We start from the raw sequence: 16,526 nt of genomic DNA, 5'->3' as shown, positions 1-16,526 counted from the left end.
CGGTTGGCGCGCCAGATCACGCCACGGCTCCAGAACCCACGCCTCGGTTTCGTCGGGATAGGTGAATCGAAATGCCGGTGGCAGAACGCCAATCACCGCGAACGTCCGCGGCCGGCGGGGTCGAGTGTCTCCCACGAGCGTGATGCGCCGGCCGACAATTCCCGGGTCGGCGCCGAAGGCGCGGCGCCACAGGCGATCGCTCAGCACGAGCAGTGGCTCAGCGCTCGTCTCGTCGGTCGCTGCAAACAACCGCCCTGCCACGGCCTTGACGCCCAGCACATCAAAAAAGTTGGGCGTGACGAGCGCCCCGCGCAGCCGCTCTGCCCGGTCGCCGAGCGTGAGATCGAACTGGGCTCCCGAGTTGCCCGCGAAGCCATCGAACACGCTGGCGGATTCCTCTCGCCAGTCGAACACCATCTCACGCGTGAGAATTCCCCGCTGCCAACCCGATCCCCAAAGCATCTGGTTCTGCTCACCGGCAGGCGCCTGCTTCGGGGCGCGCCACACCATGACGAGGCGATCCGGATCGCGGTATGGCAGTGGCTGGAGGAGTACGGCTTGCAGGATGCTGAAAACGGCGCCGTTGGCCCCGATTCCCAGGGCGAGGGTGAGGACGACGCCGGCAGAGAACCAAGGTGAGCGCCGAAATCCCCGGAACGCATAGTGCACGTCCTGAAGGAGGTCACGAACCATTCGAATCCCAAGCGCGTCGCGCACTGCTTCCTTCGTCTGATCGATGCCGCCCAGGCGGAGGCGGGCCTCCCTGGAGGCTTCCGCAGGCGTTCGGCCGCAGCGTTCATAGTCTTCAATAAGCATGTCGAGATGGCTCTGAAGTTCTTCCTTCAGGCGTCTTTCCTGGCTTCCCATCCGAAACATGTCAAGTGCACGGGAAATAACCGCTCGAAGCCGACTCATCGCTCCCTCCACCTGAATCCGGCCTATTGCACCTCGATAAACTTCGCCATGATTGCGGAGCTGCGCAGCCAGTTCTCCGTCTCTGTCTTCAGTCGCCGCCGGCCTGCCCCAGTCAATGAGTAAAACCTGGCCCGACGATTGTTATCTGAGATTCCCCATTTCGAGGCGATCCAACCACGTTGCTCGAGGCGCACGAGCGCGGGATAGAGGGTTCCCTGGTTCATTTGAAGCGCATCTTCCGAGACCTGCTCGATCCGGCGCGCGATGCCAAAGCCGTGGATCGGGCCCAGCGTCTTGAGGGTCTTCAGAATCATGAGGTCGAGAGTTCCCTGAAGGATATCCGTCTTGGCCGGCACGGCAGCCTCCATCCGATCTCAGATCACTTGAAGTCGGATCTGTTGTTTGACAAGCTCATGTTGAAGTCCAACACAAGTATAGCTTGTTCATGTTGAATGTCAACAGTAATAGTAAGTGCCCATCCACGGGCATCTGCAAGGCCTTATTCGTAGCGCAATGCTTCAGTAGGATTGACTCGCGTGGCTCGGACGGTTCTGGTGGCCGAAGACGGCAATCTTCAACGAGGTCATCACCGAAGAAGGTGGAAATCACCTCCGAATTGTGAATCCGCAGCAGGTACTGCGCTTTGCGTCGGATGAGCTACTTGCTCTTGTCGTATGGCTCGGAAGAGTAGTAGGGTCCCCGTCCAAGCCCTCCTCTCCCAGGCCCGGGCTTTGTGAATATCTCCAGGACGACCTTGCCGGCGTCGGTCCGTTTGAAGACGTAAAGTATTTGTTCCGTGTATGCCACGAGTGCGCTGGGCTCCAGATTTTGGAGGGGACCAGAACCGGTCGATATCAGGCGATAGGCAGTTGCTTCCAACTCCGGCAGAGTAAACTCTGACTCAGCCTGCGGACGTATCGTTATAAACGTCTTGTCGTCCCGATAAACAACAGTGAAGGACGCCGGTCCCCCGGAGCGTTCTGAAGCGTTCGTCCATGTACCGACAAAGAATGTCGGCGTAGGCGGCGCTTGAATGGCGTTTCCAGAGGCAACGATCCAACTCATCATGAGCACTACCATTCGGCCCAACATGATTTCCTCCATCGCCGGCATCCCTTCTGCCGGACTGTGATCGGATGCAAGCTTACTCGCAGCGCAGCGCGGCCATGGGATCGATCCTTGAAGCGCGACGCGCCGGGAGCCAAGCCGCCAGAGCAGTCGCCGCGATCAGCACCGTGGCTGCGAGCAGGTAGGTGACAGGATCACGCGAGTCGATCTTGTACCACCATGATTGTGCGAACTTTGACGCCCAATAGGTTCCGATGATGCCCACCCCGAGGCCAATGACGACAGGGCCGAGAGCTTCGCGGATCACGAGACGCTGGACGTTGCCGGGAGTTGCGCCGAGCGACATACGCAGGCCCATCTCCGAGCGCCGCAGCGCTACCTCGAAGGACGCCACGGCATAGAGGCCGACCGCAGCGAGAATCAATGCCACAATGCCGAACGCGGAAAACAACATGGTGATGAACTTCTGGTTGAGCAGGCTCCTGCTCAGTAAGTCGGGTTCGTAGGTGATTCTAATCGACAACGGCGGCGCAACCCGTGCTTGAATTCTGTCGCGGAGTTCAGCTGCGGATAACACAGAGCCGTTCTGCAATCTTGCTGCAAAGTCCCTGCCGGGAAGCCGGGGGGTTACAGGCACGTAGAACGAGGGCAACGGAAGGCTGGCATATGCCGAACGCACGTCGGATACAATGCCGATGATGCGGCGAGGCACCTCACCCGTGGATTCCAACATCCGGCCGACCGCTTCGGCCGGCCGGAGGTCTGGCCACACCAGCTGGAGTCCCATCTCGCTCAGAATTCCGACACTCTCAGGTTGGGACAGGTCGGCGGACGTGAAGGTTCTCCCGGACACGAGACGCATGCCCATCGCTTCAATAAAACCATCCGTTATTTGCCAGCGAGAGGCCTTTGTTGTGCCGGCTCCCAACCTGCCGGCTGGAGCCCCGGCACTGATAGGCGATACGAATGCGGCTCCTGCCGACTGAACGCCGCGGATACGCCGCAACTCGTCCAGCACTGCCAGGTTTCGCTGGTAATATACGTGAGAATCCTGCGTCTGCGGAAGCCGGACTCCGACATTGTAAAGACCATCAGGTTTGAATCCCAAATTGTTGCTCGTCAGGCCCATCAAGCTGCGCGCTGCCATTGTTGCTCCCGCCACAAGTGCGATGCTGACCGCTGCTTCCACGACGAGCAGGCTTCGGCCGCCGCGCAACCGTCCCGTCCTGCCACGGCCTGCAAGTTGCTGCAGAGAGGCCAATATGTCGATCCTCGATAATCGGAGGCATGGCAGAATGCCCGCGAACAGCGCCGAAAAAGATGCAGCGAGAATCGAGAGGACGATCACGCGCCCGTCGTATGCCGGGGATGAGAATCGGCTGAAGACCGCCGGCAGCAGCGCCTGCATCCCCTTGCCGGTCCAGGCAAGAACCAGAAGGCCAATGAACGTGCCTATGCATGACAGGATCAGGCTTTCGATCCATGCTGTCTGCATGAGGCGAAACGTCGAGGCGCCGAGAGCCAGCCGCACCGCCGCCTGATGCTCACGTGACCGGCCGCGTACGAGAAGCAGGCTTGCCAGGTTCGCGCAGGCCACGAGGAGTACGAGCCCGGCGGCGGCCACGACCAGCCACAAGTAGGATGCGTACCTGCCGAACAAGGCTGTTTTCAGAGGCACCAGCCGCACGACCATTTTCGGCGCGCGGGATTCTTCTGGACCCAGACGCTCCACGACGGCATTGATCTGGGCCTGGGCGACGGACAGCGATACGCCGGACTTGAGTCGCACGTAGGATCGATAGAACCGCTCTCCAAATTTTGCAGCGTCGAGAGTGTCGGACGTAAGCGCAAGACCATCGGATGCAGGATCGAAAAAGTAGGAGGCAGAAATGAACGCAGCGGGAAGAACGCCGATAATATCCACGGGGTGCGAGGCCGACTGCCACAATCTACGGCCCACAATGTCGGGAGCGCCGTTAAACCTCCCTCGCCACAGGCTGTAACTGATGAGGGCGCATGCCCGCTTCTCTCGAACATCCTCTTGAGTGAAATCCCTGCCCATGAAAGGCCGGACACCCAAAACGGCCAGAGTGTTGAACGATGCGTCCGTCAGACGAATCGCGCTGTCATCCGCGGGATCGCTCGACATCGAGTAACTGCTGCTCGTGAATCCGGCAACGCATATGTCGTCGACGCTCGACAGACGGCGGGACTCGATCACCCAGGAGGCGGGCATCGTGCCGTAGCTTCTGTCCGAACCCGCCTCATATTCGCCCATTTCGTAGATTTGATCCGGATGGTCGTAAGGCAGAGATCGAAAAAGCACGCGGTCGACGGCCGAGAACACAGCCACATTGACTCCGATGCCGAGTGCGAAAGTAAGTGCCGCACCTACGGCAAACCAGCGTGACCGCGCCAACGAGCGAACCGCAGATCGAAAATCGAAGACGAAAGCGCTGAGCACATTCCGTCCCATCTGGGCGCCCCAAGCGATTGGCTCATGCTTGGCAATATGCTCGATTTTCCTGAGCTCGTCCATGAGCTTCCCGCCCTGGCCCCACTCGGCCTGGATCGCCTGATAAGCTTCTTCGTGCGTCTTACCGCCATGCAACAGTTCCTGATATCGATCCTCGAGGTGTTGAGCCAGTTCCTCGCAGATCTCAGCCTCGCGGACGGGATCAACTTTCAGGCCCGCGAGCCGCTCAGTGATTTCTCCTTTCCAGTCAGGCATGCTCGGCCTCCGTGATGCGATTGATTGCGTCGACAAAAGCCTTCCAGCCCCGCCGCTGAGCCGCGAGAACTACTCGCCCCTCAACCGTCAGGCGGTAGAACCGGCGCCGGCGCTGTCCGGCCTTCTCAACCCAGCGGCCCTTGATCCAGCCGCGCTTCTCCAGCCGATAGAGCAGGGGATAGAGGGAAGCCACATAAAAGCGCACCGTTCCGCCTGAGCGGTGCTCGATGAGTTTGCAGATCTCATAGCCGTGCCGAGGCCGGCCCTCGATTAACGAGAGGATCAAAAGCTCGGCGCTCCCCTTCTTTAATTCGCGGTCAAATATCGTAATGTTGATAGGTGGCATGGCCACATGTTAAGCGGCCATAGATTTGGAGTCAAGCAATATTTAGAACGGGCCACTGCGTCATGGATAGGCTGCAATCAGGAAATCCATCATAAAGATTCATCGAAAAATGATGTTGACAATGCATTGAGGCTAGGAGTACAGTGCGTCCGCTTTAACCCAGGATCGGAGCCACCGGAACGAACCGCGCGATGATCTGGGCAGTAAATCAGCAGCACCAAGGCGCCCTCCTCGCATTCGTGAACCGCAACGGTTCCAAGAGGACAGTGCAACCGACCCCGGCCCTCGCCGGGATCTCGGGCCACCGGAACAAACCGTGCCCGACCACAACCCAAACGTTTAACGTGGTCGGTCATGGTGTGTCTTTTTCCCTTCCCACAGGGTTAAATCCCCAAAAACCAGGCCGACCGTTACCGGAAGGAGTTTTGATGTCCGATCCGATGGAAGGCTACGTCTTCAGCAGCGAGCAGGAAAAAGTTCAAGCCGAACAATGGTTTAAGAGGCACGCCCACGAGATTCCAAGCATGGATGCCGGCCTCAAAATCAACGGCGATCCGATTATCTATCTCGGCATTCCCGAAGAATGGCAACTCAGGGCACTGATGTCCGACCAGGTTGAAATCGACCTGCACCTAGGCGAGGAGCCCAGAAACACGCTTGTGGACCAATTGCTGAGAAAGGCCGTGATCGAGGCCGACCTGACGCCGCTGCAAGCGTGGGTGCTGGCACTGTCGGCTCTTGGCGCCAAGCAGAAGGAGATCGCATCGACGCTAAACATGACTCCCTTTGCCGTGATCAGGGCGGCGAAATCAGCGGCCAAAAAGATTGGATTGCGGGTTCGGGAGGCATAAACAATGCGAAATCAATGCGTTGTAAGTCGAGCCGCAATTTGTACCGATGGGAGGGAAACGAAACATTCAATGGCCAATCAATTGGCGGTGACGAAATGCCTGGGATGCGGCAGGCCACACAGGGCGACCTTGAAGGTGCCCAGGGGAGGAAGTCGCGCACGCAACTGGTCGGTGGCGGGTCACTGCGTTCGGTGCAGGCCAGGTTATGAGGCATTTCTTCGAGACAGCGATGACGTGAGCCGAGGATTGCGTTTCGTAGCCGACGACATAATGGAAGGCTGGAACGCCTCACCTCAGCATCATCCGATCCGATCCAGAGTGCCGGCGCAATGGATGTGTCGATCTCCGAGAGCTGCATCGCTTGCGGCTGACATTGTGAGGCCATAAAGGCAACATGGGTTTCCTGGAATCTCGTGGATACAGGTTCAGAAACGAACAAGAACGAACGGAGGCAGAGCAATGGTTACATAACCATCCGGAAATGGTCCCGCCCAGAGAAGATTTAGTAGTCGAGGCGGAAAAGCTCACGGCTTGGCAGGTCAATCGCCGGCAGATACTCGCACGGTGGTTTGGCGATTGGGCGGATACGAACGGCCAGACCTTTGACATGTTAAGCGAGCGCGACGCTGCGAGAAAGCGACTTGTAGAGGGCGCCGAGTTGACCCCAGACGAGCGGGAGATCATCGGCGCCCTCATGGATGAGTGGCCGCGCCAGGAAATCACGGAGTACTACGGCCTTGAGCGCGGCCAGCTCGCCAGGATTGAGGCGGTGATCGAAAGGAAGATCCGCAAGGCACGCACTTAAACAATTTACCTTTTCCAATTCCAAACAGTACGACATCCCCGGAGTCGCAAAAATCCCGGAGAGCCATAAGGCGGAGCTATGCGTCCAAAACATCGGTTTTACGGCGAAATCCTGAATCCGAAAGGCGAGCGCATCTTCATCACGGACCAGGTATTCGACAAGCTGGCCCGGACGGCCGTACGAGACCAGGGCAGCGGCGAACTGATCAAGGCCATTGTCTGGAACAGGCCTCAACGGCTCTACCAGATTACGGACCTGGCTGCATCGCTGATGGACCTATGGAAGTGCGGTCCTGAGTTCAAGCCGGTGCCTTCGGCTCGCGCGATCAACCCGGCGAGATGCGGCGAAGGCGGCCCATCGAGAGACAGCGGCCGTCCAAACCGAATACTGACCACGCTCGGCTCAGACCTATCGGGGCTCGCAGCACCAAGCGAGGACAGCATTCGAAGGCTGCGCGGCAAAAGCATAGAGAGGCAACCGCGTCGTCCGTTGCATTGCGATTGACAATGCATTGTCACCTGATGTATAGTTGACACCATGAAAGGTTCATGTCCATCTATTTTGAGGGGTCGTCTAACAGGCAGGACGCTGGGCCTTAAACCCGGAAATCGACGGTTCGAGACCTCGCCCCTCAGCCAACTCTAACGGGCGAAAGGATGCTGACAAGCAATTTCTTCAGAACGAAAGGAAATCCGGATGCGTGGGCGATCTCGCGGGGCCTGCCCAGGTTTTACGACGGCAAGGTCTACGAGCCGCTGAGGCCGACGCGCGAGATGCTGCGGGCTGGTGATGAGGGATTCGATCGGATGTACTCCGAACTGCTCTCAAAGCTGGATCCGCGGAAGGTGTTCGAAGATCTCGGCATGGACGCGATTCTGCTCTGCTGGGAGAACCCTGCCCCGCACTGGCACAAGTGTCATCGGCGCCTGGTCGCCGAATGGTTGGAAGCCGCGCTTGGGATCGAAATCAGCGAGATGGGCTTTCAGCGAAGCGAGGTGCCTGCGTATCATGCGATGCCGCTGAGTCCGACCTGGGCGGCGAAGCAACCGGGTGCACAAACGAAGAAGAAGCCGCAGTTGCGTCTGTTGTAGTCTCCACGCAAGGGGCCGTGGCGTCGAAGGGGACCGCGGCATTTCTTGATGCGTGTTCTGGCACAGAGCGGTGCGGGCCTCCGGCCTACCAAATTCCCGGCAGAAGCTTGGCTCTCACAGTTGACGCATACTCCGAGTAACCCGGCAATTCTGCCTGGAGGATCCGATCCTCAAGACTCGTCCTGATAACAAAGGAAGCGACGAACAGGCTCGCGGGGATAAAAGCCCAAAGGGATCCGAGCAGCAGCGGGACTCCCAAGGTGCGTACGCCCCAACCCGCGTAGCCAGGATGGCGGACCTTGCGGTACGGCCCTGTCGATATGACGTGGTGTCCGCGGTCACTCTGAATTCGAATGACGGCTGAGAAGAAGCGATTGACACGCATGCTCCAGATTAGGATCAGGGTTCCTAAGGCCACCATGGCGAGGCCGAGCCAGCTCATCCAAGGGCGTAGCTGGTGTGTCCATCCCCAGCGATGATCGAATGCGGGGACAATCAGTTCGGCGAAGGTCAGAATACCCACCAGGGCGACGAAAAACCAATCCCACTGTTTTGCGTCCGGCTTTTTCGACATTCGCTCCTGCATCAGGCCTGCGTCGATCTGAAACGGACCGAATAACGACAAGATAGTGCTGGCAAGGAGAACCGCCATGTAAGCCCACCCCTGCAGCCAGACCAGATCTCCCGCCGCACCGAACAAAACGATTCCCAGGACGGCATCCCCAATGGCCGTCTTGATGCGCGCACGCCGGACAATGCTGCTCTTATTGTCGAACGAGGAATCCTTGTTGAGTGGTTGAACAGCAGTTTCTTCTTGAGTAGGCATAAAAGGCATTCACCCCCTGGTCTGAGGCGACAAGAGCTGATCCGCCTACAAGAAACGCGATCTTAGCATATCGCTTGCGCAGACACCGGGTCTACTAACGAAATAATATCCCCTCAGCGGCGAACCATGCAGCAACTCGACAAAGTATTCCTGGGCGTCACTCCGCCAGAGCAGCGGAAGTTCATTATCGCAGCCCTGCGGCATCTCCGCGCAAAGGGATTCGACCGGATCGGTGTTGTCGCGGCCGGGCAATTCACGCTTCCCAAATGCGCCATCGAAGCCGGCTTCCCGGCGAAAGCCATCGAGACGAGCGACATCTCCGTGTTCTCGTCGATGCTGGGATGCCTTTACTCAGGCCGCCCTTTGGAGTCGCTGGGATTTGAAATCGTGGAATCAGCGACAGTGGGCTCCAGAGTCGAGCCCGTCCGGGAACGCTATGAGGCACTTGAGGACGATTTTAAGAAAGCCGCCTACCTGCTCTGGCTGATCAAGCTCAGGCAATTGCGGACGCACCTTTATTACGAGCGCGTGGTCCATGATGAGCTTCTGGCAAACCGGGAAAGATACGTCGCCGGCCTGGAGGACGTACTGCGCAAGGCAGCCGCGACCTATCAGGGGATGTCCTATGAAGTGGCCGACCTACGCGATGTGATCGCCCGGCCGCACACAGACAAAACAATCCTCCTGGTGAACCCGCCGGCGTACAAGGGCGGGTACAACAAGATGTTCGGCCCCATTGAGCAAATCGTCAAATGGGATCCCGGCATCGCCCAGTTCGACATGAAAGAGGAATACCTGCGGCTGTACGCCCAGACCAAGCAGTATCCGTTCCCTACCTTTTGGGGGAAGTTTGGGTATTCCCTGGACGGGCTTGGCGCCGACTGCGTGTTCGCAAAGCGGTACAAGAAAGACCGCTTTGATTTCTGGCTCCTGACCAAGCCCGAACTGCTCGACGGCCTGGACATCAAGGGCACGATTGCGTGGACGAACGACAAGGAGTTAAAGCCTTACAAGAACCTGCGCATCTGGGGACCTGACGACGAGCTTTATCCCGAGAGCATCGTGCGGTTCGTTCCGGTCGAGATGCCACAGGCTCTGTACTACCGGGAGCTGTGGGCTCACCGCCTGGGCGTGACCAAGTCGGAGCGGTATTACCTGATCCTGATTGACAGCAAGGTGTTTGGCACGGTCGGATTTCACGCCTCAAACCTGCTCCGCCTGAAGTCGGACAAGATCGAGGAGACCTTTGGATTCTCGGCTCCTTCGCGGCGCTATCCGAACATCAACCGCCTGCTGATGTGTCTCATCACCTGCCGGGATATGGGCGCGGTGTTGCGGCGGGACCTCTCGAAGGCCAACCGCTTCTACACGCTGACCGGCCTGAAGACGACCTGCCTGGCGAAATACCGGCACGTGAAGCTGAACAGCGGATTGCTCAAGCTCGTCAGCCGGGAAAAGGAATCGAACGGGCTATACAAGATCCGCTACGAGTGTGAGTTCCGGGACCAGTCGTTTCAGGAGGCGCTGCGGGCGTACCTGGAGGAGTTCAAGGCGAAATATGGCGCATCCAAACCTATCGAAACGGCAGAAAGTCTGTGACCTCGAGAGCGGGCTTTCGATCTGGCGGGTTCACCTCGATTGTCTGCGCGAGCAAGACAAGAACGCCAGGATCATGGCACCCGAGAAATTTGAGCGGCTGGCGCAGAACATCAAGCAGAGCGGTCGGCTGGAATCGCTGCCGTTTACCTGCAACCCGAGCCCGGAGGACCCAAACTCGGAGTTTATGATCCTGAGCGGCCATCATCGCACGAGGGCGAGCAGGAAAGCCGGCCTGACGGAAATTTATGTCTTGAACGATCAGACGCCGCTGAAAAGGTCGGATGTAGTTGCCAAACAGCTGGCGCACAACTCGTTGAACGGGTATGACGACAAGCAGATCCTGGCGCAACTTTATCAAGAGATCGACGATATCAACGCCAAGATCGAGAGCGGGCTGACGGACCTGGACATCGAAATCCCGAACGTGGACGTCAAGGCCGACCCGGTGATGTTCGACATCGACTACGAACTGGTGAACATCCTGTTTGTGGACCGCGATTTTCAGCGATTCAAGGAAGTGCTCGAACTGCTCTCGTCCGACGCCCACATCTACATCGCGGACAAAGCGGATTTCGACCGCTTCAAGGATGCCGCCCAGAAGATCTCCAGCTTGCATCAGGTCGTGAACGCCGCGGCAATCATGGCGCGGCTCCTGGACATCGTCCATTTCTACCTCGTGAAGCGAGGGCAGGCGGAAGCCGGCGAGAACTGGGTGCCCCTTGCGACCATTTTCGATGGCGATTCCGTACCGGAAGCCGCGGCCAAGGTCATCCAGGAGGCAGTGGACAAAATGGAGGCTGACGGGAACGTTGGCGCCAAAAATCGTTGGCAAGCAATTGAACTCTGGGCCGCTGATCATTTATCCGGGAGGTGACAGTTGCATGAGGAGACGTTGACGGTCGAGGTGACGGATGACTGCTCGGACCACGAGGCAATTCTGAAGATGTTCTGTCCAAAGGACCGGGCCCTTGCAAGAGAGATCCTTGGACGGGGGAATCCGAATGCGGCAAAGCCGCGGCGAAAGCGTTTTCCGAGAGAGGGACAGGAAGACTGGATTCCCCTGCGCAGGATCTTCAAGACAGCGAAAGTGCCCGAGGCCGTTGGCGAGATGATCGAGCAGGCCATAAACCTGATGAAGCTCAACGGCGACATCAGCGACACAAATTTATGGCAATCCCTGGAGTTCGCGTTCGCCGAATATCTGTCAGGAGCCGATGTGGACCCGCCAGCTGAGGACGCGCCGGAACTGCCGGAAAACGAGTCCGGCGAGACAGCAATCCTAGCATCCCCATAATGACAAAAAGGGAAGGCGCCTGGTGGGGGTAGTGCGTCAGTTTGAGGTTCTTGGCACTAAAACTGCCACTAAGGCAGGATTGGGCGTGAAATCTGGAACGTGGTCTAAGTCTTTCCGGTCCACGTCCTCGGGCTCATAGATGAACTCCAATCCACACTTTGCGTGGACGGCCTTAAATGCTTGCAGATCCCGCAGTTTAAGGTGTAACTCAGGGTTGAACTCAAGCAATGGAATGTAGCCGCATCCCGCCATCTTGCACTTAACACAGAAGTACGAAGTTTTCATGATCGGCTGACACCTTTCGCAGATGAGCTTTTGGCCGCTCAGGAATGACGCCTCCAGTATGTCCACTATCGAGCCAAAGTCAACAGCATGAGAATTCGAACTGACCCACAACTGGGGCGCGAGCTTAACCGCAGGGCCATCGCACCCGAGGTACGAGCGTTGCTGATGCACGGGAACTGATGCGGCTTCAGTTCCCTCATGAGCTAATCTGCCAAGAGTAGAAACAGTAACGAGGCCGTCAGAAATGGCGGCCTTTGCCATTCTAGGGGAAGGATTATGGATCGAACTTTTTACCGAGTGCACTACTTCGACTATGGCGACGGCGCGGAAGATCCTCATATCCGCGAGGCGCTGATTGCCGGCGACCAAGTTTCCTCTATCCGGGAGATCCGCCCCGACCCGGACGAACCTCCAATCCTGGAAATCTCGATGATGAACGGCGACACGCTCCACGTGCTGGCGCAACTCGAAGACTTTACAAACGAGTAGTTCGCAGGGACTGTGCTGAGCGAGATGCTCAAGACCTGGAAAACACGGCCCTGCCTGCGGCTGGCGACTACCTTGAGTGTTGCTGGCCGCCGAGCAGGGTCACGAGGAGAGGGACTGTGATCGTGAATCTGCTGATGCTTATTGCCGGTTGCGTGCTGATCTCGTTCGGTGCGCACAATTGGTTCCTGGGGATCGGGATGCTCTGTGTTGCGCTGGTGATACTTAATGGGATCGGCAACGTGATGCGGCAAATGCCAAAGCCGATGGAAACAGCCACAGCAGATTCTCGCCTGGCTCGTCCCGCAAGTAGGCTTTTCCCCACCCCAGTCGGAAGCAAGCGGCCCGACCTGAATTAGCCCACGTGCAATGCGGCGCGGCGAAAAGGTAAACGGCCCAGTAACAGAACGGCGCGAACCCAGCAGCCAAGGCTTGGCGCCGGGAACCCTGGAACAAAATCCAGGATGTGAAGAGGGACAACATGGACTTCATCGTTTCGAGAAACGAGATCTTAAAACCCTTGGATCTGGCAAAGGGCGTGACCGAGCAAAGGAGCACGATCCCGATCCTGGCGAATGTTCTGCTACGTGTCGAGGGCCAGAAACTCACTATTGCCGGCACGGACCTCGATGTTTCGATCCAGGCAAGTTGCGATGTCCAGGCAGAGGACGAAGGCGCGGCAACCGTCCCCGCGAAGCGCCTGTTCGACATTGTGCGACTTCAGCCGGAAGACGCCGAGATCCGAATCAAGCTCCTCGAAAACGATTTTGTCGGACTGAAGGCCGGGAAGTCCGAATATAAGATGCCGGGCTTGCCTGTCGAACACTTCCCGCAGATCCCGAATTTCCCGAGCGACACGATAGTCGCGCTTCCCGGGGCGGCGCTCAGGGCGATGATTCAGCGCACGACGTTTGCCGTCCCCAGAGAGGATTCGGCTTATTCGCTGTCGGGTGCGTTGCTGATTCTGACGCCTACCCAGATGCGAATGGTGGCGACTGATGGTCATCGACTGGCAATCGTGACCAGGAGCGTAGACCTCACCCAAGTCGATTCAGAGATCAGAGCCCTAATTCCGTATAAGGCGCTCGCGGAGCTTCAGGGGCTGATCGGCGATGGCGACCCAGTCGTTGGATTCGGGACAAGCGAGAACAAGCTGTTCTTCGCGGTCGAGGGCAAGCGGCTTATCAGTCGGACGCTCACCGCGAGATTCCCGAACTACGAAATGGTGCTCCCCGAGGCCAATGACAAGCTGATCACGGTTCCCGTGGCAGATGTTGCGAAGGCAGTGAAGCGGGCCGGCATCATGACCGACGACCGCATTCGGTGCATCAAGCTCGCAATCGACGCCGGAACTCTGAAGGTTACAGCAAGTTCAGTCGGGATCGGGGAAGCCTGCGAGATTCTTCCTCTGGAATACGAGGGAGATGCGCTCGAGATCGGATTCAACCCGAAATACGTTCTCGACTTCCTGGGCGCCTGCGGGTCGGCGAACGTGACAGTTGGGTTGAAGGACGGCGAAACCCAGGCGGAACTGAGGCCGGCGGGCGAGTCTGAGTTCGAGTACCGATACGTGCTGATGCCCATGAAGAGATAGGAGTCCCATGCACAAGGTCCTGGCTGAAGTCGACATGGTTGAGAACACCAAGCCGGACGCAAGATCCATAACCTACGTTCCAGGGCCAGTGCACTACTACCTGAACGGCAGGGATGTCTGCGAGCAGGAGTTTCATGAGGCGCTGGCCGAGCCCCACGAGGTTTCGCTTGAAGCGAAGCCGCCCAACGAAGGGAAGCCGAATGTCAATAGGGCTCGACAGGCTGGACCGCGAATTTTCGCTCCTGGTTCGGACCCGGGCGAACTGGAAATGCGCACGATGCTGTGGGGACTTCAGCGGAGACAGGGACCGGCTTCATTGCAGTCATTTCCATAGCAGGCGAAACAAGTCGACGCGCTTCGACTTTGAGAATGCCACCCCTCTTTGTTGGGAATGCCACTGGTATCTGGACCATCACCCAACTGCACATAAGATCTGGAAGCTGATGCAAATCGGCCAGGAGCGCTACGACGCGCTCGCAAGACGGGCGAACCAGATCGTGAAGCTCGACCTGAAGGAAATCCGGGAATGGCTCAAGACGGAAATGCGAGCCCTGGCCGCTTGAGGAGTAGCGCGTGAAGATTGCATATATCGCGGGACCGTATAGAGCACCGTCGGAATTCTACGTATTGGAGAACATTCGCCAAGCCGAGCGCGTAGCCCTGAAATATTGGCAACTCGGTTATGCCGTGATCTGTCCGCACAAGAACACTGCGTTTCTTGGTGGCGCCTGCCCGGATGAGACCTGGCTAAACGGAGACTTGGAATTTGTGAAGCGTTCCGATGTGATCGTAATGCTACCCAACTGGCAACAGAGCGTGGGGTCCCGCCAAGAGCATGTCGTTACAACGAAGCTCGGCAAGCAGATCATTTACGAACAAGCGAACGTCCCTGCGCAAGAATGACAATCGACTACCGGAAATATCCGCCAAACTGGAAAGCCATACGCCAGGAGATCTTGGAGCGAGCGGGATACCAATGCGAAGGGAGCCCGCGGTATCCAAACTGCCGGGCTGAGAACGGGAAGCCGCATCCAGAAACCGGAAGCAAGGTTGTTCTGACAGTAGCCCATCTCGATCACAATACGCAGAACTGCGACAGGGGAAACCTGAGGGCTTGGTGCCAGCGTTGTCACCTGACATATGACGCGAAGCTCCATGCGGAGAACGCGGCCAGGACGCGAAAGGCGAAATTGGGTGGAATAGTGCCGGTGTACGAAAGCATCCGGGCGAACCAGGGATCCTGATTCCTACGGTGCCTTTCAAGCGAGGTTTGTTGGTGAGCAAAGTACAGGAGCAGGTAAGGGAGTTTCACGAGAAATTCGGCGTGCCAATTGGCGACACTCCAGCGATCCGCGAGGGCGGCCTTCGGGCCAGCTTGATCGCAGAGGAGGCAATGGAAACGATTGAGGCAATCCGGCGCGGCGACCTTGTTGAGGCGGTCGATGGACTGTGTGATCTGATCTATGTCTGTTACGGCGCGGCGCTGACCTTCGGAATCAAAAATCTCGACCAGTTCATTGACGAGGTTCACCGCACGAACATGTCGAAGGAAGGCGGCAGAACACGCAAGGACGGCAAGATTCTGAAGCCTGACAACTGGGAACCACCAAGAATTGCCAAGATGATTGCCGAGCACGGTCGAAGCGAGAAGATTGCATGATCGGCCAAGCGCAGCAAGCATGTCGTCGTAGAGGGCATGCCAATTGATCGATTCTCGCGGCCATTAACCGATTGGCGAGACCAGCATGGCGGTGTATCCAAATACGCTGCGAGCCTAAAGCGTGGTAAGATACTCATCATTAGACATTTGGGTAGAAAGTCGCAAAAGTGGCACCGTGATGCACGGACGGTGTATCCGTTTATATAGACCGGCGCAATTCAAAATTGGACCGACGAAGAGGCGCATAACGGGTTATTCATGGATGAAGACGACAGCACAAAGATGGATTGGCTACCACAAGACTCTGCAACACCAAGTCTGGTGGAGCACTGGCGTAGTCGGATCGCGACATTTCCTGCTCAGACTGGAACATCCGTAGTCATCGAGGTTCCAACAGGTCAGCTCAACCTCAAAGGGCATCCCCCAGCCGTCAGCGTATACCCTGAAGTTCTCGTGCAGGCCACTGTTGTAGTTTTTGGCGATCGACACAAAGAAGGCCAAGTGGTTGCCGGTTTGGCCGTGCCCTGGTTCGAAATCATCAGCCAACTTGAGCGAGATCCTGAGTTCCTTTTCAAGATCCCCTGGCGGAAGCTTGAGGAGATTATTGCCGGCGCCTATACCCGCGCGGGATGGCCGGAAGTTATCCTGACGCCTCGGAGTGGAGACCGCGGCCGAGATGTGATTGCGACAAGACCTGGGGTGGGCTCAGTGCGAATCATCGACCAAATCAAGGCCTACAGACAGGGATACGTGGTTACTGCCGATGAGGTGCGCTCGATGCTTGGCGTTCTTTCGGCAGAATTCAACGTCTCAAAGGGTTTGATTACTACAACGAGCCGATTCGCGCCAGGAATTGACAAGGACAGCGGGCTCAATGCTTTTATGCCGTATCGGCTAGAACTCAAGAATGGAGATGAACTTCGTCAATGGTTGCTGAAATTGCGCAGCCAGGAGCCCGTTCGGATGTGAAATTCG

General features: G+C 57.6%; 20 protein-coding genes. 14 read left to right on the top strand and 6 right to left on the bottom strand.

All coding sequences use genetic code 11. The annotated features are described in order from the left end of the window. From LAP85_24435 to LAP85_24415, 5 genes are all read right to left on the bottom strand, one after another. Positions 1 to 915: ABC transporter permease (locus LAP85_24435; protein MBZ5499560.1), on the bottom strand; the 915-nt coding region annotated here is incomplete at its 3' end. A gap of 23 nt (positions 916 to 938) precedes the next feature. Next, positions 939 to 1,283 (bottom strand): PadR family transcriptional regulator, encoded by a 345-nt coding sequence (locus LAP85_24430; protein MBZ5499559.1) that lies wholly within the window; start codon positions 1,281 to 1,283, stop codon positions 939 to 941. Positions 1,284 to 1,572: 289 nt separating this feature from the next. After that, positions 1,573 to 2,007: a hypothetical protein gene (locus tag LAP85_24425; GenBank protein ID MBZ5499558.1), complete on the bottom strand. Its 435-nt coding sequence runs from the start codon at positions 2,005 to 2,007 to the stop codon at positions 1,573 to 1,575. 52 nt (positions 2,008 to 2,059) lie between these two features. After that, positions 2,060 to 4,714: an ABC transporter permease gene (locus LAP85_24420; protein ID MBZ5499557.1), complete on the bottom strand. Its 2,655-nt coding sequence runs from the start codon at positions 4,712 to 4,714 to the stop codon at positions 2,060 to 2,062. After that, positions 4,707 to 5,060 carry a PadR family transcriptional regulator gene (locus tag LAP85_24415; GenBank protein ID MBZ5499556.1) on the bottom strand — a complete coding sequence of 118 codons (354 nt, stop codon included), beginning with the start codon at positions 5,058 to 5,060 and terminating at the stop codon, positions 4,707 to 4,709. The genes LAP85_24420 and LAP85_24415 overlap by 8 nt, the downstream gene beginning before the upstream one ends. A gap of 428 nt (positions 5,061 to 5,488) precedes the next feature. Here LAP85_24415 and LAP85_24410 point away from each other — a divergent pair, with 428 nt between their 5' ends. The 4 genes from LAP85_24410 (at position 5,489) to LAP85_24395 (ending at position 7,807) form a co-directional block, all read left to right on the top strand. Continuing rightward, positions 5,489 to 5,911, top strand: a complete 423-nt coding sequence (locus LAP85_24410; GenBank protein ID MBZ5499555.1) for a hypothetical protein — start codon at positions 5,489 to 5,491, stop codon at positions 5,909 to 5,911. A 481-nt stretch (positions 5,912 to 6,392) separates the two neighbouring features. Continuing rightward, positions 6,393 to 6,716: a hypothetical protein gene (locus tag LAP85_24405; protein ID MBZ5499554.1), complete on the top strand. Its 324-nt coding sequence runs from the start codon at positions 6,393 to 6,395 to the stop codon at positions 6,714 to 6,716. 78 nt (positions 6,717 to 6,794) lie between these two features. Next, positions 6,795 to 7,220, top strand: a complete 426-nt coding sequence (locus tag LAP85_24400; protein MBZ5499553.1) for a hypothetical protein — start codon at positions 6,795 to 6,797, stop codon at positions 7,218 to 7,220. Positions 7,221 to 7,372: 152 nt separating this feature from the next. Beyond that, positions 7,373 to 7,807: a DUF488 domain-containing protein gene (locus LAP85_24395; protein ID MBZ5499552.1), complete on the top strand. Its 435-nt coding sequence runs from the start codon at positions 7,373 to 7,375 to the stop codon at positions 7,805 to 7,807. Positions 7,808 to 7,892: 85 nt separating this feature from the next. On the opposite strand, the gene LAP85_24390 is transcribed toward LAP85_24395, so the two are convergent. Continuing rightward, complete coding sequence (locus LAP85_24390) at positions 7,893 to 8,633, bottom strand: isoprenylcysteine carboxylmethyltransferase family protein (GenBank protein MBZ5499551.1); 741 nt, start codon at positions 8,631 to 8,633, stop codon at positions 7,893 to 7,895. A 126-nt stretch (positions 8,634 to 8,759) separates the two neighbouring features. Here LAP85_24390 and LAP85_24385 point away from each other — a divergent pair, with 126 nt between their 5' ends. From LAP85_24385 to LAP85_24340, 10 genes are all read left to right on the top strand, one after another. Beyond that, positions 8,760 to 10,232 (top strand): hypothetical protein, encoded by a 1,473-nt coding sequence (locus tag LAP85_24385; protein MBZ5499550.1) that lies wholly within the window; start codon positions 8,760 to 8,762, stop codon positions 10,230 to 10,232. After that, complete coding sequence (locus tag LAP85_24380) at positions 10,192 to 11,106, top strand: ParB/Srx family N-terminal domain-containing protein (GenBank protein ID MBZ5499549.1); 915 nt, start codon at positions 10,192 to 10,194, stop codon at positions 11,104 to 11,106. The genes LAP85_24385 and LAP85_24380 overlap by 41 nt, the downstream gene beginning before the upstream one ends. A 3-nt stretch (positions 11,107 to 11,109) precedes the next feature. Further along, entirely contained in the window at positions 11,110 to 11,526 is a 417-nt protein-coding gene (locus LAP85_24375; protein ID MBZ5499548.1) for a hypothetical protein, read from the top strand. A 561-nt stretch (positions 11,527 to 12,087) separates the two neighbouring features. Continuing rightward, entirely contained in the window at positions 12,088 to 12,300 is a 213-nt protein-coding gene (locus LAP85_24370; GenBank protein ID MBZ5499547.1) for a hypothetical protein, read from the top strand. Positions 12,301 to 12,416: 116 nt separating this feature from the next. Next, the gene (locus LAP85_24365; GenBank protein MBZ5499546.1) at positions 12,417 to 12,656 is read left to right on the top strand and encodes a hypothetical protein; all 240 of its coding nucleotides are present in this window, start codon (positions 12,417 to 12,419) and stop codon (positions 12,654 to 12,656) included. Between the two features lie 122 nt (positions 12,657 to 12,778). Further along, entirely contained in the window at positions 12,779 to 13,891 is a 1,113-nt protein-coding gene (gene dnaN / locus LAP85_24360; GenBank protein ID MBZ5499545.1) for a DNA polymerase III subunit beta, read from the top strand. 7 nt (positions 13,892 to 13,898) lie between these two features. Further along, positions 13,899 to 14,225, top strand: a complete 327-nt coding sequence (locus tag LAP85_24355; GenBank protein MBZ5499544.1) for a hypothetical protein — start codon at positions 13,899 to 13,901, stop codon at positions 14,223 to 14,225. 239 nt (positions 14,226 to 14,464) lie between these two features. Beyond that, positions 14,465 to 14,794 (top strand): DUF4406 domain-containing protein, encoded by a 330-nt coding sequence (locus LAP85_24350; protein ID MBZ5499543.1) that lies wholly within the window; start codon positions 14,465 to 14,467, stop codon positions 14,792 to 14,794. A 373-nt stretch (positions 14,795 to 15,167) separates the two neighbouring features. After that, positions 15,168 to 15,551 (top strand): hypothetical protein, encoded by a 384-nt coding sequence (locus LAP85_24345; protein MBZ5499542.1) that lies wholly within the window; start codon positions 15,168 to 15,170, stop codon positions 15,549 to 15,551. Between the two features lie 258 nt (positions 15,552 to 15,809). Then, positions 15,810 to 16,520 (top strand): restriction endonuclease, encoded by a 711-nt coding sequence (locus LAP85_24340; protein ID MBZ5499541.1) that lies wholly within the window; start codon positions 15,810 to 15,812, stop codon positions 16,518 to 16,520. Positions 16,521 to 16,526: the final 6 nt, after the last annotated feature.

The organism is Terriglobia bacterium (genome assembly GCA_020072565.1).
Classification (GTDB): Bacteria; Acidobacteriota; UBA6911; order UBA6911; family UBA6911; genus JAFNAG01.
This window is presented reverse-complemented; position numbering and strand designations above follow the sequence as displayed.